Genomic DNA, 18,487 nt, shown 5'->3' with positions numbered 1-18,487 from the left:
GCCGTTTTCGCGTGCTTGGTGTGGGCGTGCTTGGTGTGGGGTGCTACTTGCGCGGCACCGTCTCGCCGCCCGCCGCGTCCACGACCTCGCGGTCGCCGAGCGGCTTGTCCAGGGTCACGGTCCGCGTGAACTCCTTGGCCATCATCACGCAGACCTCGCCCTTCTTGTGGGTCTCGGTCACCTTCACGCGCACGCTGTCCTTGCTCTCGTCGGCCGACGCCGAGTAGTCGCTGCAGACGCCGCCCCAGAAGTGCACCGTCAGGGACTTGCCGTCCGCGCGGTAGGCCTCGACACGCGGGGCCGGGTCCTTCTGGCCGGTGCCCGGCTTCTCGGTGGGCGTCGGGGTCGGCGACGGAGTGCTCGGCGAGGTGAGGAACTTCGGCTCCACCGCCGGGTGCGTCACCGTGAACGTGTCCTTCGCGCCCTGCGGCTTCACGTCGAACAGCCAGGCGGGCACGAGCGTCTGGCGCCCGTCCACGAAGTGCACCGCGAGCCCGAACGTGGCGCCCTTCACCGTGATCGGCTGCGGCTTCGGGGGCGCGGAGGAGGGCTCCTCGCACGGCGCCTGCTTCTGCCCCTCTCCGCCCGCCTTGTCCTCGGGCACGGCTGTGGCGCAGCCGCCGATGCCGACGCGTCCGTCTCCGTCGCCGGTCTTGTTGAGCTGCTCCAGGGTCTCCCCGGCGCTGATCACGGGATACGTCGCACCCTTCACCGGCGCCTTCAACTGGCCGCTGCCGCCGACCACTTGGCCGTCCGAGCCGACCTGGATGCCGGTCGACCAGCCGTACGTCGGGAGCCCGCCCACCTTCGGGTCGGCGTTCACCACCCGTACACCGCCCATGAGTTGGCGGGCGTCCAGCTTCGCGTCGTCCTGGCCCACGGCCTTCAGGACCGGCGCGGCAGCCTTCTTCGCCGCGCTCTCGCCGACCGCGTCACCCTCGCCGTTCGGCGCGGTGGACGTCTCCCGGTTCTCCGAGGTCTGTGAACAGGACTTGCCCTTCTGGCAGTTGTCGCCGCCGCCGGTGGCATACCGCGTGAACGTCCAGGTGCCCGGCGCCTGCTTGCTCACCTGGAGCGAGGGCCCGGAACCGTCCTTGGTGGGGCCGATCTTCCAGGCGCCGTCCTGCGAGGTGGGCTTGCCCGTGACGCCCAGGGCCTTGGCCAGTTCGGTGACTTGATCCTGGCCGACGGTGCCCCGCGCGTGGTGGACGGCCGCCGAATCGGGGCCGCCGGGCAGCTTGCCCTCGGCGCGGTAGGCGGCGCCGTTCGGGTCGGGCTCTCCCGGGGCGATGCCGTCCGTGCCGCCGGTGCCGCCCTCCTGCCGGTCGCCGTCCGTGTGTCCGTCGAGGGCAAGCGGCGGAGGCGTACCGCCGTCGGCGGCGGGAGAACTGCCGTTGCCGTCGCTGCCGCCTGACGCGGTCGCGGCGAAGTAGGCGCCGCCGCCACCGACGAGCAGCACCGTGGCCGCCACCGACGCGACAGCAAGGCGGGAACGCCGCCGTTGCTGCTCGGCCCCGTCATGAACGGATCGCTCGGTGCTCACCGCATCGCTCCTTCGACTGCACTGCTGTCCCTGGAGGCCCGTGCGTGGGCCTCGTTCGTATTCCGCGTCCCCTTTACGGGGGACAGCGGTGGGACGCAGCGGGGGAGCGCGCGGTTCCCTCGGCGCGCGCCGATGCCCCTGGACCGGTCACGGACCGGACCTTGTCTCAGTCGCCGTACTCGGACATGCCGTCGATCAGTCGCGCGGACGCGGTCGGGACCTCGATCCCATGGATCAGCGCGGGCGACACCGGGACGGTCGCGGCGGTTGCGGGGGTCACCCAGTGGGGAGCCATGCGGGCGCAGTCCCCGCGCAACGTCTCCATGTTCTCTGGGTTCTCCGGGTTCTCCGGGGGCTCGGAAGGCAGCTCGACGGGACGCGTTGTGACGACATGCTTCGAGATAACGGCCATATCCGCACCGTACGCATCGCACACCCCGCGAAAAAAGACCTACTAACGGGTAGTTTGGCCTCTTCAGTGAGGGTGTCCCGACCCGGTAGCGTGAACTGTCAATCCCTTGCCTCTCCTCCACAGGAGCATGCCGTCGTGCGTATCGCAGTCACCGGCTCCATCGCCACTGACCACCTGATGACCTTCCCCGGCCGCTTCGCCGACCAACTGGTCGCGGATCAGCTGCACACGGTTTCTCTCTCTTTCCTGGTCGACGCCCTAGATGTACGCAGGGGAGGTGTCGGCGCCAACATCAGCTTCGGCATGGGCCAGCTCGGCACCCGGCCGGTCCTTGTCGGCGCCGCGGGCTCGGACTTCGGCGAGTACCGCGACTGGCTCGACCGGCACGGCGTGGACACGGCGTCGGTCCGCATCGCCGAGACGCTGCACACGGCGCGCTTCGTGTGCACCACGGACGCCGACCACAACCAGATCGGTTCGTTCTACACGGGCGCCATGAGCGAGGCCCGCCTCATCGAACTGAAGACCGTGGCCGACCGCGTGGGCGGTCTCGACCTGGTCCTCATCGGCGCGGACGACCCCGAGGCGATGATGCGCCACACCGAGGAGTGCCGGACGCGCGAGATCCCCTTCGCCGCGGACTTCTCCCAGCAGATCGCGCGCATGGAGGGCAGCGAGATCCGCAACCTCCTCGACGGCGCCACGTACCTCTTCTCGAACGAGTACGAGAAGGGGCTCATCGAGTCCAAGACCGGCTGGACCGACGCCGAGATCCTCTCGAAGGTCGGCCACCGCGTGACGACCCTCGGCTCGCGCGGCGTGCGCATCGAGTCCGCTGGCCAGGACCCGATCGAGGTCGGCGTCCCCGAGGAGGAGGCGAAGGTCGAGCCGACCGGCGTCGGCGACGCCTTCCGCGCGGGCTTCCTGTCGGGACTCGCCTGGGGCGTCTCCCACGAGCGCGCGGCCCAGGTCGGCTGCATGCTCGCCACCCTGGTCATCGAGACCGTCGGCACACAGGAGTACGAGCTGCAGCGCAGCAACTTCATGGACCGCTTCACCAAGGCGTACGGCCATGAGGCGGCGTCCGAGGTCCAGGCCCACCTGGCCTAGTCAGGAGCTCCGGCGGACCACATAAGCGGAGCCGTGGTCCGCCGGCTCCTCGCCCACGTACTCCTGCCCCCGCATCTCGCACCACGCCGGGATGTCGAGCCGCGCCGCCTCGTCGTCGGCGAGGACCGTGACCGTGCCGCCCACCGGCACGTCCGCGATGACCTTCGCGAGCTCGATGACGGGGAGCGGGCAGCGCTTGCCGAGCGCGTCCACGACGAGGGAAGCGGACTGCGCGCGTGACGCGGGCGACACCGGCGCGCCCAGCTGTTCGCGCACCCCGGCCACCACGCCCGGCAGCACCTCCAGGAAACGCTCGACGTCCGCTTCCTGGGTCCCCCGTGGGAGTGACACCCGGACGTTGCCCTCGCTCAGTACGCCCATCGCCTTCAGGACGTGGCTCGGGGTCAGCGTCGAGCTGGTGCAGGACGAGCCGGATGAGACCGAGAAGCCGGCCCGGTCCAGCTCGTGCAGCACGGTCTCCCCATCGACATAGAGACACGAGAAGGTCACCATGTGGGGCAGGCGCCGCACCGGGTCGCCCACCACCTCCACGTCCGGCACGAGGCCCGGCACCCGCGCCCTGATCCGCTCCGTCAACTCCCGCAGCCGGGCCCCCTCCTCGGCGGCCTCGGCCTGTACGGCGCGCAGCGAGGCCGCGGCGGCGACCACCGCCGGGATGTTCTCGAAGCCCGGGGCGCGCCCCGACTCCCGCTCGTCGGCGGGGCCTTGCGCAGCGAACCGCACCCCCTTGCGCACGACGAGCAGACCCGCGCCCGCGGGCCCGCCCCACTTGTGGGCACTCGCGGCGAGCAGCGACCACTCCCCGCCGACCGGGCCCCACGGAAGCGACTGCGCCGCGTCCACGAGGAGCGGCACCCCGGCGGCGCGACACGCCGAGGCGACATCGGCCACCGGCTGCTCGGTGCCCACCTCGTGGTTGGCGGACTGGAGGCAGGCAAGGGCCGTGTCGGGGCGGAGACCGGCGACGTACGCGGCCGGGGACACCGCACCGGACCGGTCCACCGGGATCTCCGTCACCGTCCCCCCGTCGGCTTCCAGGGCCGCCGCCGCGTGCAGCACCGAAGAGTGTTCGACCGCAGAAACCACGAGATGCCGCCCGACACGCCGACGCCCGGCGAGCGCCCCGGCGATCCCGGAGTGCACCGCCTGGGTGCCGGAAGAGGTGAAGGAGAGCTCGTCGGGGCGGCAGCCCACCGCGTCGGCGGCGGCCTCCCGGGCGGCATCGAGCAGCAGCCTGGCCCGCCGCCCCTCGCGATAGAGCCGCGCGGGATCGGCCCACCCCTCATCGAGCGAGGCCTGCAGAGCCTGCCGGGCCACGGGGTGGAGGGGAGCGGAGGAGGCGACATCAAAGTAGGACACGCAGCAACGCTAAAGCGTGCGCCCAGGGACGGGCCCCAAAGGGGCGCGGGGAACGGCGCGACAAGCCACGACGGACTCGCGGTCGCGGACAAAGGGGCCCCGCCGAGCCGTTGGGCGCCCAGACCCCCCGTCAGAAAGGGGTGGACGGCAGGGCGTCCCACCCTCCCGAGTGACCCGCGGCGCGTTAGGCACCCTCCCCGCGCGACCCCAAATAGCGTCCAGTAAGGTTTGGCCCGCATAAACATCCAAACCCCTGCCCGCCGCAGGGCGGCGACCGACCACCGAGAAGGCCGCAGCCGAAGCGCGGGCCGAGACTCTCGGGAAGGCGCTACGTGAGTCCCAACGGCTCCGACCGCTCGTCGCGGCGCCCGATGCGGCGGAAGCTGCCGCAGGTGCTGACTGCGGGCCTGATCCTTGCAACCGCCACCGGTTGCACATACAAGGACTTTCCCCGCCTTGGTATGCCCACCCCGGTAACGGAAGAGGCTCCACGGATCCTCTCCCTCTGGCAGGGCTCGTGGGCGGCAGCGCTCGCCACGGGCGTGCTGGTCTGGGGTCTGATCCTGTGGAGTGTCATCTTCCACCGGCGCAGCCGCACCAAGGTGGAGGTACCTCCGCAGACGCGTTACAACATGCCCATCGAGACGCTTTACACGGTGGTTCCCCTCATCATCGTCTCGGTGCTCTTCTACTTCACGGCACGTGATGAGACGAAGCTCCTCCATCTCGACGAAAAGCCTGCCCACACGGTCAATGTGGTCGGCTACCAGTGGAGCTGGGGCTTCAACTACATCGAGGACGTGCCGGGTTCCAACAAGGGAGACGCGAAGTCGGCCAAGGAGCTGGAGGCCATCCCGGACAAGTTCCGCGATGCGTTCCCGTCCAACGCCGGCGGCGTCTACGACGTCGGCACGCCCGGCCAGCGGAACCCGCAGAACGGCAACCCGGGTCCGACCCTCTGGCTCCCCAAGGGCGAGAAGGTCCGCTTCGTACTGACTTCGCGTGACGTCATCCACTCCTTCTGGGTGGTGCCGTTCCTCATGAAGCAGGACGTCATCCCGGGCCACACCAACGCCTTCGAGGTGACTCCCAACAAGGAGGGCACCTTCATGGGCAAGTGCGCCGAGCTCTGCGGTGTCGACCACTCCCGGATGCTCTTCAACGTGAAGGTCGTTTCCCCCGAGCGCTACCAGAAGCACCTCGAGGACCTCGCGAAGAAGAACCAGACCGGATACATCCCGGCCGGCATCGAGCAGACGAGCCACGAGAAGAACCGGGAGACGAACAACCTGTGAGCATCCTCAACGAACCTCAGGGTGCCGCGGCAGCAGAAGACTCGTACGAGAACGAGCTGCCGGTACGGCGCAAGCAGCCGGGCAATGTCGTGATCAAGTGGTTGACGACCACTGACCACAAGACGATCGGCACGCTCTACCTGGTCACGTCGTTCGCGTTCTTCTGCATCGGCGGAGTGATGGCGCTCTTCATGCGCGCCGAACTCGCTCGTCCCGGCTCGCAGCTCATGTCGAACGAGCAGTTCAACCAGGCGTTCACGATGCACGGCACGATCATGCTGCTGATGTTCGCGACGCCGCTGTTCGCCGGATTCGCGAACTGGATCATGCCGCTGCAGATCGGCGCGCCCGACGTGGCGTTCCCGCGGCTGAACATGTTCGCGTACTGGCTGTACCTCTTCGGCTCGCTCATCGCGGTGGCCGGCTTCCTCACCCCGCAGGGTGCGGCCGACTTCGGCTGGTTCGCCTACTCCCCGCTGTCGGACGCCGTCCGCTCGCCGGGCATCGGCGCCGACATGTGGATCATGGGTCTGGCCTTCTCCGGCTTCGGCACGATCCTCGGCTCGGTCAACTTCATCACCACGATCATCTGCATGCGCGCACCCGGCATGACGATGTTCCGGATGCCGATCTTCGTGTGGAACGTCCTGCTGACCGCGGTTCTGGTCCTGCTGGCCTTCCCGGTTCTGGCCGCCGCGCTGTTCGCCCTGGAGGCGGACCGTAAATTCGGTGCCCATATCTTCGACGCCGGCAATGGCGGCGCGCTGCTATGGCAACACCTCTTCTGGTTCTTCGGCCATCCAGAGGTGTACATCATCGCGTTGCCATTCTTCGGAATCATTTCCGAAGTCATCCCGGTCTTCTCCCGTAAGCCGATGTTCGGCTACATGGGTCTGATCGGCGCGACGATCGCCATCGCGGGTCTCTCCGTGACCGTGTGGGCGCACCACATGTACGTCACCGGTGGCGTGCTCCTACCGTTCTTCTCCTTCATGACGTTCCTGATCGCCGTGCCAACAGGCGTGAAGTTCTTCAACTGGATCGGAACGATGTGGAAGGGCTCACTGAGTTTCGAGACACCGATGCTCTGGGCCGTCGGCTTCCTGATCACCTTCACCTTCGGTGGTCTGACCGGCGTCATCCTGGCCTCGCCGCCGATGGACTTCCACGTATCCGACTCGTACTTCGTGGTCGCGCACTTCCACTACGTCGTCTTCGGCACCGTGGTCTTCGCGATGTTCTCCGGATTCCACTTCTGGTGGCCGAAGTTCACCGGCAAGATGCTGGACGAGCGGCTCGGCAAGATCACCTTCTGGACGCTGTTCATCGGCTTCCACGGCACGTTCCTCGTGCAGCACTGGCTGGGCGCCGAGGGCATGCCGCGTCGTTACGCGGACTATCTCGCGGCCGACGGCTTCACTGCTCTGAACACGATCTCGACGATCGCCTCGTTCCTGCTCGGTCTGTCGATACTGCCGTTCTTCTACAACATCTGGAAGACCGCCAAGTACGGCAAGAAGATCGAGGTCGACGACCCGTGGGGCTACGGCCGCTCGCTCGAGTGGGCGACGTCCTGCCCGCCGCCGCGGCACAACTTCCTCACCCTGCCGCGGATCCGTTCCGAATCCCCGGCGTTCGACCTGCATCACCCTGAGATCGCGGCTCTCGACCAGCTCGAGAACACCGGCCACGGTGACAAGGCGCTCGCGGGCGGCAAGGAGGCCGGCAAGTGAAGGTCCAAGGCAAGATGTTCATCTGGCTGAGCGTCTTCGTGCTCGCCATGGCGATCGTCTACGGCTGGTGGTCGAAGGAGCCGGCCGGTACGACCGCGCTTTTCCTGGCCTTCGGCCTGTGCATCATGATCGGCTACTACCTGGCCTTCACGGCCCGGCGTGTCGACGCGGCCGCACAGGACAACAAGGAGGCCGACGTAGCGGACGAGGCCGGCGAGGTGGGCTTCTTCAGCCCGCACAGCTGGCAGCCGCTCTCGCTGGCCATCGGTGGCGCGCTCGCCTTCATGGGCGTCGTCTTCGGCTGGTGGCTGCTGTACTTCTCGCTCCCCATCCTGATGATCGGCCTCTTCGGCTGGGTCTTCGAGTACTACCGGGGCGAGAACCAGACCCAGTGAGTCTGTGACTCCCCGCTTCACCGAGGGCCCGGACACTCCGTCAGGAGAGTCCGGGCCCTCGGCGTGTTGCGCTTGACACTCGTACGGGTCACTCGACGCGCCGAGGCCGATGAACCTTCATACCGTGTGTTTATGAGCCACTCACCGCGAATCCGCACGGTACTGAGCTGCACCATGCTGGTGGCCGCCCTCGGGGTGGGAACCACGGCGTGCGGCAGCTCCGACGGCCATCCGCTCTCGGCGAAGCCGTACGACGCGGCAGGCCAGATCGCCTTCAACAGCCCTGTGGGCAGCCAGAAGGCGGATCCGGACAAGCCCTTGGAGGTCACCGCCCAGGGCGAGGACGGGCGCATCACCGATGTGACGGCCACCGACGCGCAGGGACGGTACGTGGCGGGCGAACTCGCCGCCGACGGCGCCCGGTGGCACAGCACGGCGCCCCTCGCGGCGGGCACGCGCTACACAGTGCGGGTCAGCACCGAGGACGAGGATGGTTCGCCGGGCCGCAAGGTCATGACCTTCGACACGAACGCCGCGGCGAAGAAGAAGCGCCTCGACGTCACCTTCGGCCCCGATTCGGGCAAGTACGGCGTCGGCCAGCCCGTCACGGCCAAGCTGAGCGCCAAGGTGAAGGACAAGAAGGGCAGGGCCGTCGTGGAGCGCGCCCTGAAGGTCGATACCCAGCCCGCCACGGAGGGCGCCTGGCACTGGGTGGACAGCAAGACGCTGCACTACCGCCCCAAGGAGTACTGGCCCACGGGCGCGACCATCAACGTACGGAGCAACCTCGAGGGCATCAAGGTCCGCGACAGGCTCTGGGGCGGCGCCGCCAAGCCGCTGCGGCTGACCATCGGCGACCGCATCGAGGCCGTGACGGACGCCGGGTCGCACTGGATGACGGTCTATCGCAACGGCGAGGAGATCAACTCCATGCCGGTGACCACGGGCAAGCCCGGCTACTCCACGCGCAACGGCGTCAAGGTGGTCCTCGGCAAGGAATACGCCGTACGTATGACCAGTGCCAGCATCGGCGCATCGGACTTCTACGACAAGATGGTCTATTACGCGACGCGGGTCACCGACTCCGGTGAGTACGTGCACGCCGCGCCCTGGTCGGTCGGCTCGCAGGGCAACGCGAACACCAGCCACGGCTGCACCGGAATGAGCACCGGCAACGCCGCCTGGTTCTACGAGACCGTCCGGCAGGGCGACATCGTGAGGGTCGTCAACAGCTATGGCGCGGACATGGATCCGTTCGGCAACGGCTTCGGCGACTGGAACGTCGACTGGAAGGACTGGCGGGACGGCAGCGCCCTGTTGGGCGGCGTCAAGGAAGGCCCCACGGCGGTCGACGCGGCCCGGCTCCGGCCGCAGGTCTGATCCGCCGCAGGAGACCCCGAGAAGCGCCGAGAAGCGCTGAGAAGCGCTGAGAAGCGACGAGAGGGGGCCCGCGCGACGCGCGGGCCCCCTCTCGGTGTGCCAAGTGCCGCGTCAGGCCTGGACGGCCAGCCTGTCGCGCAGCAGAGAGGCCAGGGAGTTCGCGAACTCGACCGGATCGACCGGAAGAGTCACGGCGGCCTCCGCGCGGCTCCAGGTGGCCAGCCAGGCGTCCTGCGGGCGCCCCATGAGGAGAAGCACGGGCGGGCAGTGGAAGATCTCGTCCTTGAGCTGACGGCAGACCCCCATGCCGCCGATGGGCGTGGCCTCGCCGTCCAGGACGCAGACGTCGACGCCGCCCCGGTCGAGCTCCTTCAGCACGGCGGGCAGCGTCGCGCACTCGATGAACTCGACCGCGGGAACGTCCGCCGCCGGCCTGCGTCCGGTGGCCAACCGGACCTGCTCGCGGGTGCTCGCGTTGTCGCTGTAGACCAGCACCGTGGCGGTCGGCTGCATTGTTCCTCCGCTTCGTTGAGGGCATTTCGCCGGGGACCGATGCGCGGATGCTACTCCTCCGGACACCCCGTCAACAGCGGTTCGGACAGGCCTTCGATGGGCCATACGGGCAGGACACACCCCGCAGACACTCCGAACGGCACCCCCCGGGGTGAGGGCGGGATAAGCGACCGACATAATGTCGGTCGTGGCGACAGCAACGACAGTAGATACCGGGCACGCGCACCCGCCGGTCAATCGGCCGAACCTCACCAGCGTCGGAACCATCATTTGGCTCAGTTCCGAGCTGATGTTCTTCGCGGCCCTCTTCGCGATGTACTTCACCCTGCGATCGGTGACAGGACCTGAGCACTGGAAGGAAATGGCGTCCGCGCTGAACTTCCCGTTCTCGGCGACGAACACCACGATCCTGGTGCTCTCCTCCCTCACCTGCCAGCTAGGCGTGTTCGCCGCTGAGCGTGGTGACGTGAAGAAGCTCCGGATGTGGTTCATCGTCACCTTCATCATGGGTGCGGTCTTTATCGGCGGTCAGGTGTACGAGTACACCGAGCTGGTCAAGCACGAGGGCCTCTCGCTCTCGTCCGACCCGTACGGCTCGGTCTTCTACCTGACCACCGGCTTCCATGGCATGCACGTGACAGGCGGCCTGATCGCCTTCCTGCTGGTTCTCGGCAGGACGTACGCGGCCAGGAAGTTCACCCATGAGCAGGCGACCGCAGCCATCGTCGTGTCCTACTACTGGCACTTCGTCGATGTTGTCTGGATCGGTCTCTTTGCCACGATCTACATGATCAAGTAAACGGGGGGCCGGGCTCAGACGGGCCCGACGTTCCGACTCATTCCAGAAGCATCGACGCAGAAGATCCTGACACCGGGGTAATCCGTGAAAAAGCTCTCCGCACGACGACGCCACCCGCTGGCGGCGGTCGTCGTACTACTCCTCGCGCTGGCGGCCACCGGGGGGCTGTACGCCGCGTTCGCACCCGCGGACAAGGCGCAGGCCGAAGACACCGCCCAGTCCCTCGCCATCGACGAGGGCAAGAAGTTGTACTCCGTGGGCTGCTCCAGCTGCCACGGAACCGGCGGTCAGGGGTCCTCCGACGGTCCTAGCCTGGTGGGCGTCGGCGCAGCCGCCGTCGACTTCCAGGTCAGCACCGGCCGTATGCCGCTCCAGCAGCCGGGCGCCCAGGCGCCGAAGAAGAAGGCCATCTACAACCAGGCCCAGATCGACCAGCTCGCGGCGTACATCGCCTCGCTGGGCGCGGGCCCGACCATCCCCACCGAGAAGCAGTACAGCCCGGACGGGGCGGACATCGCCAAGGGTGGCGAGCTGTTCCGCACCAACTGCGCGCAGTGCCACAACTTCACCGGTGAGGGTGGCGCGTTGACGAAGGGCAAGTTCGCTCCTTCGTTGGAGGATGTCTCCCCGAAGCACATCTACGAGGCCATGCAGACCGGCCCGCAGAACATGCCGTCCTTCCCCGACACGATCATGCCGGAGAAGAACAAAAAGGACATCATCGCGTACCTCGACGCGGTCAACGGCGAACAGACCGAGAGCCCTGGCGGTCTCAAGCTGGGTGGTCTGGGTCCGGTCAGTGAAGGCCTGTTCGGCTGGATCTTCGGTCTCGGCTCGCTGATCGCGGTCGCCGTGTGGGTCGCCGCTCGGACCGCAAAGGCCAAGAAGTCATGAGTAGCCAAGAGAAATCAGAAGAGAACCTGCCCGACGTGCAGGAGACCGAGCACGGCTCGGTGGCTGTAGCGGACGAGAACCCGTTCGCCGACCCGGGGCTTCCGCCCCATGAGCATCGTGTCCAGGACATCGACGAGCGGGCCGCCAGGCGTTCCGAGCGTGCGGTCGCCTTCCTGTTCACGCTGTCGATGCTGGCCACGATCGGATTCATCGCCTCGTATGTGGCGTTCCCGGTCGACAAGAGCATCTACATCTTCCCGATCGGCCACATCAGCGCGCTCAACTTCTCCCTGGGCATGACCCTCGGCGTCGCGCTGTTCTGCATCGGTGCGGGAGCGGTCCACTGGGCCCGCACCCTGATGTCCGATGTGGAGGTCGCCGACGAGCGGCACCCGATCGCGGCCGAGCCCGAGGTCAAGGCCAAGGTCATGGCCGACTTCAAGGCCGGTGCCGAGGAGTCGCAGTTCGGCCGCCGCAAGCTGATCCGCAACACGATGTTCGGCGCGCTTGCCATGGTGCCGCTCTCCGGCGTCGTCCTGCTGCGCGACCTCGGTCCGCTGCCCGAGGACAAGCTGCGGCACACGCTGTGGTCCAAGGGCAAGCTGCTCGTGAACATGAACACGAACGAGCCGCTGCGTCCGTCGGACATCCAGGTCGGCTCGCTGACCTTCGCCAAGCCCGAGGGCCTGGAGGAGCACGATCACGACTTCCAGAAGGAGATCGCCAAGGCGGCCCTGATGATCGTCCGGATCCAGCCGGACAACATCAAGGACAAGCAGGAGCTCGAGTGGTCGCACGACGGTGTCGTCGCGTACTCGAAGATCTGCACCCACGTCGGCTGCCCGATCTCCCTGTACGAGCAGCAGACGCACCACGTCCTCTGCCCGTGCCACCAGTCCACCTTCGACCTCTCCGACGGTGCCCGAGTGATCTTCGGCCCGGCCGGTCACGCGCTGCCGCAGCTGCGCATCGCCGTGAACGAAGAGGGCTACCTCGAGGCGCTCGGCGACTTCGCCGAGCCCGTCGGTCCTGCATTCTGGGAGCGCGGATGAGCACTTCGGCGAACGACAACCGTAAGAAGGCACCCGCCGGTGAGCGGGTCGCCGACTGGGCCGACGGCCGGGTGGGGATCTACTCCCTGGCCAAGGCCAACATGCGCAAGATCTTCCCGGACCACTGGTCCTTCATGCTGGGTGAGGTCGCGCTCTACAGCTTCATCATCATCATCCTCACGGGTGTGTATCTGACGCTGTTCTTCCACCCGTCGATGAACGAGGTGGAGTACCACGGCAGCTACGTCCCGCTGCAGGGCCAGCTGATGTCCGAGGCGTTCAACTCGACCATGCACATCAGCTTCGATGTGCGCGGTGGTCTGCTGATCCGGCAGATCCACCACTGGGCGGCGCTGATCTTCCTCGCGGCCATGTTCGTGCACATGATGCGCGTCTTCTTCACGGGCGCTTTCCGCAAGCCCCGTGAGATCAACTGGATCTTCGGCTTCCTGCTGTTCGTCCTGGGCATGTTCACCGGCTTCACCGGTTACTCGCTCCCGGACGACCTGCTCTCCGGCACCGGTGTCCGCTTCATGCAGGGCGCGATCCTGTCCGTGCCAGTCGTGGGCACGTACCTGTCGATGTTCCTGTTCGGCGGGGAGTTCCCCGGCGGCGACTTCGTGGCCCGCTTCTACTCGGTCCACATCCTGCTGCTGCCCGGCATCATGATGGGCCTCCTGGTGGCCCACCTGATCCTGGTCTTCTACCACAAGCACACGCAGTTCGCGGGCCCCGGCAAGACCAACAACAACGTCGTGGGCATGCCGCTGCTGCCGGTCTACATGGCCAAGGCCGGAGGCTTCTTCTTCCTGGTCTTCGGCATCATCACGGCCATCTCGGCGATCGCCACGATCAACCCGATCTGGGCACTCGGTCCCTACCGGCCGGACCAGGTCTCCACCGGAGCCCAGCCCGACTGGTACATGGGCTTCTCCGAAGGCCTGATCCGTTTCATGCCCGGCTGGGAGATCAACGCCTGGGGTCACACGCTCGTCCTGGGTGTGTTCATCCCGCTGATCATCTTCCCGCTGGTCCTGGTGGCGATCGCGGTCTACCCGTTCATCGAGTCCTGGGTCACCGGCGACAAGCGCGAGCACCACATCCTGGACCGCCCGCGCAACGTCCCGACCCGTACGGCCTTCGGTGTCGCGTGGATCACCTGGTACATGGTGCTGCTCATCGGTGGTGGAAACGACCTGTGGGCCACGCACTTCCACCTGTCGATCAACGCGATCACCTGGTTCGTGCGCATCGCGTTCTTCGTCGCACCGGTACTCGCCTTCGTCATCACCAGGCGGATCTGCCTGGGTCTGCAGCGGCGCGACAAGGACAAGGTCCTGCACGGGCGCGAGTCCGGCATCATCAAGCGCCTGCCGCACGGTGAGTTCATCGAGGTCCACGAGCCGCTCAACCAGGAGCAGCTGCACACGCTCACCGCGCACGAGCAGTACGCGCCGGTCGAGATCGGCCCCTCGGTCGACGAGAACGGCGTCGAGCGCAAGGTGACCGGCTCGCAGAAGCTCAGGGCCAAGCTCTCCAAGAGCTACTACGGGGAGGACAACCAGATCCCCAAGCCCACCACCGAGGAGTACAAGGAGATCACGAGCGGCCACGGCCACCACTGATCCTTTGACGCTCTAGCTACAAGGTCGCCACGGCGAGAGCCCCGTCCCATGCATCCAGTGCATGGACGGGGCTCTTTGCCGTCCCCAGGGCTGGATAAGGTGTTCCTGTCCTACGCCTAAACGAACCCAGGAGCGGCAGATGAGCGCTGTGACCCCCGCAGGAGGCAACACCGCGGCGGCCCGTTCCTGGCCGGGTGTGCTGAACGGCCTGCTCGACGGGAACGACCAGAGCGCCGACGACACGGCCTGGGCGATGGACCGCATCATGCGGGGCGAGGCCACCGACGCGCAGATCGCCGGCTTCGTCGTGGCGCTGCGGGCCAAGGGCGAGACCGTGGAGGAGATCTCCGGTCTCGTACGCACCATGTACGAGCACGCCAATGTGATCGAGGTGCCGGGGCGGACCGTCGACATCGTCGGTACGGGCGGTGACGGTGCCAAGACCGTCAACATCTCCACGATGTCCGCGATCGTGATCGCCGGCGCGGGCGCGAAGGTCGTCAAGCACGGCAACCGCGCCGCGTCGTCGGCCAGCGGCGCCTCCGACGTGCTCGAGAAGCTCGGCGTGAATCTCGAGCTCACCCCGCAGCGGGTCGTCGAGGTCGCGGAGGAGGCGGGGATCACCTTCTGCTTCGCGGTGAAGTTCCACCCGGCGCTGCGGTACGCGGGCGGTGCGCGCAGCCAGTTGGGGATCCGGACCGTGTTCAACCTGCTTGGTCCGCTCACCAACCCGGCCCGGGTGCGCGCCCAGGCCGTCGGTGTCGCCGACGCACGGATGGCGCCCATCGTGGCCGGGGTCTTCGCCGAGCGCGGGCACTCCTCCCTCGTCTTCCGCGGCGACGACGGCCTTGACGAGCTGACGACCACGTCGACCTCCCGGGTCTGGGTAGTGCGGGACGGCGCCGTGCGTGAGGAGGCCTTCGACCCGCGGGACGTCGGCATCGACCTCGTCCCCGTGGAGGCACTGCGGGGCGCTGACGCCTCGTACAACGCCGAGGTGGCGCTGCGCCTCCTGGACGGCGAGAGCGGGCCCGTACGGGACGCGGTGCTGCTCAACTCGGCGGCGGCCCTCGTGGCCCTCTCGCCGGGTGAGGGGAGCCTCGTGGAGCAGATCCGCGGCGGCATCGCCCAGGCGGCCGAGTCGATCGACTCCGGGGCCGCGAAGAAGGCCCTGGAGCGGTGGGTGGCGGCCAGCAACCGCTGAGGCCGACCCGAATGTGACGCAAGGCGCAGTCCGGATTCTGGACTGCGCCTTGCGCGTCGAAGATCGTATGGCAAGATGCTGCACAGGTCATGAGTGACAGCGATTAGGCCCCGGCTCGCTGTCCGGCAACCCTCCGTCCGTGGCGGGGTGCCCCGGGTGAAGACCAGGCCGTACGCAGCAAGGCGTATGGCAAGCGCGGACCCCTGCGCACTCGATGAGTGTCGTACCCCTGGGGTCCTGGTCCTCAAGGGAGCAGTCTCGTGAGCAAGCGAATGCGATAGGGCTTCCCGGCCCCTATTCCGCACCCCCTTTTCTCTTCGTCACTGCAGCGCCGTACGGGCGTCCTTGCAGTGAACTCGCCTGCCTTCCCACGGGAGTTCGCCATGTCTGTCACCACCGCTGCCGCCGACAAGACCGTCTGTGCCGCCCCGCTGCCCGTCCTCGGCCGTGACGTCACCGTGCCGCTCGTCACCGGTGGCGAGGTGACCTACGCGGCGCTCGACTACGCGGCCAGCGCCCCGGCGCTGCAGCGGGTGTGGGACGACGTGGCCGCGTACGCGCCGTACTACGGCAGCGTGCACCGCGGTGCCGGGTACCTCTCGCAGCTCTCCACCGACCTCTTCGAGAACAGCCGCGTCACCGTCGCCGAGTTCCTCGGCTGCCGCGAGGACGACCAGGTCGTCTTCACCCGTTCGACCACCGACTCGCTCAATCTCCTGGCCGCGGCCCTTCCGGCCGACTGCCAGGTCTTCGTCTTCGAGACCGAGCACCACGCCTCGCTCCTGCCGTGGCGCGACGCCCGCGTGACGTACCTGAACGCGCCGCGCACCGCCGACCAGGCCGTCGCCACCCTGGAGCGCGCCCTCGCCGACCGCGACCCCTACGGGCCCGCCCTGGTCTGCGTGACCGGCGCGTCGAACGTCACCGGTGAGCTGTGGCCGGTCAAGGAGCTGGCCGCCGCCGCGCACGCGCACGGCGCCCGCATCGTCCTGGACGCCGCGCAGCTCGCGCCCCACCACCCGGTCTCCATCAGCGAGTTGGACGTCGACTGGGTCGCCTTCTCCGGCCACAAGCTGTACGCGCCCTTCGGCTCGGGTGTCCTCGCGGGCCGCTCCGACTGGCTGCGGGATGCCGAGCCCTACCTCGCGGGCGGCGGCGCCTCGCGGAAGGTCGCGCGGCGTACGGACGGCGGCGTGGACGTCGAGTGGCACGACACCGCCGCGCGCCACGAGGCCGGTTCGCCGAACGTCATCGGCGTATACTCCATCGCCTCCGCCTGCAAGGCGCTGACCGAGGCGGGCTTCGACGAGCTCGTCGCCCGTGAGCGCCATCTGATCGCGAAGGTGCGCGAGGGCCTCGCCGACGTGCCCGCCGTGAAGGTGCTCTCGCTCTTCGGGGACGACGCGCCGCGCGTCGGGGTCCTCTCCTTCGTCGTCGAGGGCTGGAACAGCTCGCACTTCGCCGCCGCGCTCTCCGCCGAGTACGGCATCGGCGTACGCGACGGTCTCTTCTGCGCCCACCCGCTGGTGCGCACCCTGCTCGGCAGCGACCCGCAGACCCAGGGCGAGTGCGGCGCCCCCGAGGCCGCGCCCGGCGAGAAGTCCCTGAACGCGATCCGCGTGAGCTTCGGCGCGGGCACCCCGGACGAGCATGTGGAGCGCTTCGTGCGTGCCGTCAAGGAACTCGTCGCGGACGGCGCGCGCTGGAACTACCGCACGGAGGAAGGGCGTTGCGTGCCGGACACCACGGCTGCCTGAGGCTGAGCCTGAGCCTGATTCTTGGTCCGTCCCTTCAGGCGTGACCCCAGGACGATCATCCGCAGGGCCCGCTCGGTCGCGTCGGTGAGGAACTCGCCGCCCCGCCCGAGCGCCTCGGTCAGCGAGACCGGAGCGGGCAGGATCGCGCTGTAGGCGTCCACGCCCTCGGCCCGTACGTGGTGCGCGCCCTGGCCGATCGTGCCCGCGAGGACCAGGACCGGGCGGCCGAACCGCTTGGCGCGCCTTGCCACTTCGGCGGGGACCTTGCCGCGCGGCGTCTGGTGGTCGAGGGCGCCCTCGGCGGTGACGACGAGGTCGGCGCGGGCCAGGCGGGCGTCCAGGTCCAGGTCGTCGAGCAGGACGTCGAAGCGGGGGAGCAGCTGGGCGCCGAGTGCCGCGAGACCTGCGCCCAGGCCACCGGACGCGCCTGTTCCGGGGCCGAGGGAGAGGTCAGCCGTGATCTGCAGGTCGCGGGTCAGGACGTGCGCCCAGTGCTCCAAGGCCGTCGCGAGCTGTTCGACCTGCGTGGGGGTCGCGCCCTTCTGGGGGCCGAAGACGCGGGCGACGCCGCGCTCGCCGGTCAGGACGTTGAAGGGGTTGCAGGCGACGCGGATCTCGGTGTCCTTCAGGCGGGGGTCGAGGCCCGAGGGATCGATGCGGCTCAAACGGGTCAACTCCCTTCCGCCGCGCGGGAGTTCCCAGCCGTCCGCGTCAAGGAGCCGGGCGCCGAGCGCCTGGAGCGCTCCCGCGCCCCCGTCCGACGTGCCGGAGTCGCCGCAGCCCACCAGGATGCGGCGGGCGCCCGCGTCGAGCGCGGCGCTGATCAGCTCGCCGACGCCGTACGTGGTCGTGGCGCCGGGGTCGCGCAGATCGCGCGGGACCAGTGAGAGCCCGGCGACCGCGGCCATCTCCACCACGGCGGTACCGGACGGAAGCAGCGCGAAGTGCGTGCCGATCCGCTGGCCGACAGGGCCGGTGGCGGGCAGCGCCACCAGGCGGCCGCCGCCCGTGGTGGCCAGGGCGCGCGCGGTGCCCTCGCCGCCGTCCACCAGGGGGATCAGATCGGTCTCGGCGTGCGGGACGACGCGGCGTACTCCTTCGGCGATGGCCTCGGCGGCGGACTGCGCGGACAGGGACTCCTTGAAACCGCTGGGGGCGATGGCGAAACGGGTCAGCATGGACAGTCTCCTGGGGTTCAGCGGACGGGTACGCCGAGCAGCGGCCAGAGCGCCACGGCGAAGAGCAGGACTAGGGCGGCGGTCAGCGGTGCAAGGACCGCGGAGAGGCGCAGCAGGTCGCGCGGGGTGTAGGTGGGGGTGCCCGGGATGTCGGCGAAGAGCGTGACGGGCTTCGCGGATGCGGGCAGGGTGTGGCAGAAGCCGGCGGCCGCCGTGG

The 18,487-nt window shown here is 68.4% G+C and carries 16 protein-coding genes, 1 pseudogene and 1 riboswitch; of the genes and pseudogenes, 11 read left to right on the top strand and 6 right to left on the bottom strand.

The window, feature by feature from the left end:
- Window positions 1–43: 43 nt before the first annotated feature.
- Both ABD378_RS10035 and ABD378_RS10030 read right to left on the bottom strand, forming a co-directional pair.
- Window positions 44–1,543, bottom strand: a complete 1,500-nt coding sequence (locus ABD378_RS10035; RefSeq protein WP_344520219.1) for a hypothetical protein — start codon at window positions 1,541–1,543, stop codon at window positions 44–46.
- A gap of 166 nt (window positions 1,544–1,709) precedes the next feature.
- Entirely contained in the window at window positions 1,710–1,955 is a 246-nt protein-coding gene (locus ABD378_RS10030; RefSeq protein ID WP_344520218.1) for a hypothetical protein, read from the bottom strand.
- A 135-nt stretch (window positions 1,956–2,090) separates the two neighbouring features.
- On the opposite strand from ABD378_RS10030, the gene ABD378_RS10025 reads away from it, so the two are divergent.
- On the top strand, window positions 2,091–3,065 hold the full coding sequence (locus tag ABD378_RS10025) for a carbohydrate kinase family protein (RefSeq protein ID WP_344520217.1): 975 nt from the start codon (window positions 2,091–2,093) through the stop codon (window positions 3,063–3,065).
- Here ABD378_RS10025 and ABD378_RS10020 read toward each other — a convergent pair whose 3' ends face one another.
- The gene (locus ABD378_RS10020) at window positions 3,066–4,445 is read right to left on the bottom strand and encodes a cysteine desulfurase/sulfurtransferase TusA family protein (protein ID WP_344520215.1); all 1,380 of its coding nucleotides are present in this window, start codon (window positions 4,443–4,445) and stop codon (window positions 3,066–3,068) included. It abuts the gene before it with no gap.
- A gap of 332 nt (window positions 4,446–4,777) precedes the next feature.
- On the opposite strand from ABD378_RS10020, the gene ctaC reads away from it, so the two are divergent.
- The 4 genes from ctaC (at window position 4,778) to ABD378_RS10000 (ending at window position 9,248) form a co-directional block, all read left to right on the top strand.
- A complete protein-coding gene (ctaC, locus tag ABD378_RS10015; protein WP_344520214.1) occupies window positions 4,778–5,740 on the top strand; it encodes an aa3-type cytochrome oxidase subunit II in 963 nt (320 codons plus the stop codon).
- Window positions 5,737–7,473 carry an aa3-type cytochrome oxidase subunit I gene (gene ctaD / locus ABD378_RS10010; protein WP_344520213.1) on the top strand — a complete coding sequence of 579 codons (1,737 nt, stop codon included), beginning with the start codon at window positions 5,737–5,739 and terminating at the stop codon, window positions 7,471–7,473. Before ctaC ends, ctaD begins: the two co-directional genes overlap by 4 nt.
- Window positions 7,470–7,868 (top strand): cytochrome c oxidase subunit 4, encoded by a 399-nt coding sequence (locus tag ABD378_RS10005; RefSeq protein WP_344520212.1) that lies wholly within the window; start codon window positions 7,470–7,472, stop codon window positions 7,866–7,868. The genes ctaD and ABD378_RS10005 overlap by 4 nt, the downstream gene beginning before the upstream one ends.
- 132 nt (window positions 7,869–8,000) lie before the next feature.
- The gene (locus ABD378_RS10000; RefSeq protein WP_344520211.1) at window positions 8,001–9,248 is read left to right on the top strand and encodes a L,D-transpeptidase; all 1,248 of its coding nucleotides are present in this window, start codon (window positions 8,001–8,003) and stop codon (window positions 9,246–9,248) included.
- A gap of 111 nt (window positions 9,249–9,359) precedes the next feature.
- Here ABD378_RS10000 and ABD378_RS09995 read toward each other — a convergent pair whose 3' ends face one another.
- On the bottom strand, window positions 9,360–9,761 hold the full coding sequence (locus ABD378_RS09995; protein WP_344520210.1) for a DNA-binding transcriptional response regulator: 402 nt from the start codon (window positions 9,759–9,761) through the stop codon (window positions 9,360–9,362).
- 178 nt (window positions 9,762–9,939) lie between these two features.
- Here ABD378_RS09995 and ctaE point away from each other — a divergent pair, with 178 nt between their 5' ends.
- The 6 genes from ctaE to ABD378_RS09965 all read left to right on the top strand — a co-directional run bounded on the left by ctaE (window position 9,940) and on the right by ABD378_RS09965 (window position 17,092).
- Entirely contained in the window at window positions 9,940–10,560 is a 621-nt protein-coding gene (gene ctaE, locus ABD378_RS09990; RefSeq protein WP_249590366.1) for an aa3-type cytochrome oxidase subunit III, read from the top strand.
- Between the two features lie 84 nt (window positions 10,561–10,644).
- Window positions 10,645–11,454 (top strand): cytochrome bc1 complex diheme cytochrome c subunit, encoded by an 810-nt coding sequence (qcrC, locus tag ABD378_RS09985; RefSeq protein WP_344520208.1) that lies wholly within the window; start codon window positions 10,645–10,647, stop codon window positions 11,452–11,454.
- Window positions 11,451–12,506, top strand: coding sequence for a cytochrome bc1 complex Rieske iron-sulfur subunit (qcrA, locus tag ABD378_RS09980; RefSeq protein ID WP_344520206.1), 1,056 nt, complete (start codon window positions 11,451–11,453; stop codon window positions 12,504–12,506). The genes qcrC and qcrA overlap by 4 nt, the downstream gene beginning before the upstream one ends.
- Complete coding sequence (gene qcrB / locus ABD378_RS09975) at window positions 12,503–14,131, top strand: cytochrome bc1 complex cytochrome b subunit (RefSeq protein WP_344520205.1); 1,629 nt, start codon at window positions 12,503–12,505, stop codon at window positions 14,129–14,131. The genes qcrA and qcrB overlap by 4 nt, the downstream gene beginning before the upstream one ends.
- Window positions 14,132–14,270: 139 nt before the next feature.
- A complete protein-coding gene (gene trpD / locus ABD378_RS09970; protein WP_344520204.1) occupies window positions 14,271–15,335 on the top strand; it encodes an anthranilate phosphoribosyltransferase in 1,065 nt (354 codons plus the stop codon).
- An 85-nt stretch (window positions 15,336–15,420) separates the two neighbouring features.
- Window positions 15,421–15,537: riboswitch (SAM riboswitch) on the top strand.
- Between the two features lie 181 nt (window positions 15,538–15,718).
- Window positions 15,719–17,092: an aminotransferase class V-fold PLP-dependent enzyme gene (locus tag ABD378_RS09965; RefSeq protein WP_344520203.1), complete on the top strand. Its 1,374-nt coding sequence runs from the start codon at window positions 15,719–15,721 to the stop codon at window positions 17,090–17,092.
- On the opposite strand, the gene ABD378_RS09960 is transcribed toward ABD378_RS09965, so the two are convergent.
- Together ABD378_RS09960 and ABD378_RS09955 are read right to left on the bottom strand one after the other, a co-directional pair.
- On the bottom strand, window positions 17,044–18,270 hold the full coding sequence (locus ABD378_RS09960; RefSeq protein WP_344520202.1) for a glycerate kinase family protein: 1,227 nt from the start codon (window positions 18,268–18,270) through the stop codon (window positions 17,044–17,046). The genes ABD378_RS09965 and ABD378_RS09960 overlap by 49 nt on opposite strands.
- 17 nt (window positions 18,271–18,287) lie before the next feature.
- Window positions 18,288–18,487 (bottom strand): annotated as a pseudogene (locus ABD378_RS09955) (SLC13 family permease); the annotation flags it as partial.

This window comes from Streptomyces rectiviolaceus (assembly GCF_039533825.1).
Classification (GTDB): Bacteria; Actinomycetota; Actinomycetes; order Streptomycetales; family Streptomycetaceae; genus Streptomyces; species Streptomyces rectiviolaceus.
This window is presented reverse-complemented; position numbering and strand designations above follow the sequence as displayed.

What these genes read in the sequence shown, in the direction of transcription:
- ABD378_RS10030 (WP_344520218.1), bottom strand. Translation starts at nt 1,955, where the DNA reads ATGGCCGTTATCTCGAAGCATGTCGTCACAACGCGTCCCGTCGAGCTG.
- ABD378_RS09960 (WP_344520202.1), bottom strand. Translation starts at nt 18,270, where the DNA reads ATGCTGACCCGTTTCGCCATCGCCCCCAGCGGTTTCAAGGAGTCCCTG.
- ABD378_RS10000 (WP_344520211.1), top strand. Translation starts at nt 8,001, where the DNA reads ATGAGCCACTCACCGCGAATCCGCACGGTACTGAGCTGCACCATGCTG.
- ABD378_RS09995 (WP_344520210.1), bottom strand. Translation starts at nt 9,761, where the DNA reads ATGCAGCCGACCGCCACGGTGCTGGTCTACAGCGACAACGCGAGCACC.
- ctaE (WP_249590366.1), top strand. Translation starts at nt 9,940, where the DNA reads ATGTCGGTCGTGGCGACAGCAACGACAGTAGATACCGGGCACGCGCAC.
- trpD (WP_344520204.1), top strand. Translation starts at nt 14,271, where the DNA reads ATGAGCGCTGTGACCCCCGCAGGAGGCAACACCGCGGCGGCCCGTTCC.
- ABD378_RS09965 (WP_344520203.1), top strand. Translation starts at nt 15,719, where the DNA reads ATGTCTGTCACCACCGCTGCCGCCGACAAGACCGTCTGTGCCGCCCCG.
- qcrA (WP_344520206.1), top strand. Translation starts at nt 11,451, where the DNA reads ATGAGTAGCCAAGAGAAATCAGAAGAGAACCTGCCCGACGTGCAGGAG.
- qcrB (WP_344520205.1), top strand. Translation starts at nt 12,503, where the DNA reads ATGAGCACTTCGGCGAACGACAACCGTAAGAAGGCACCCGCCGGTGAG.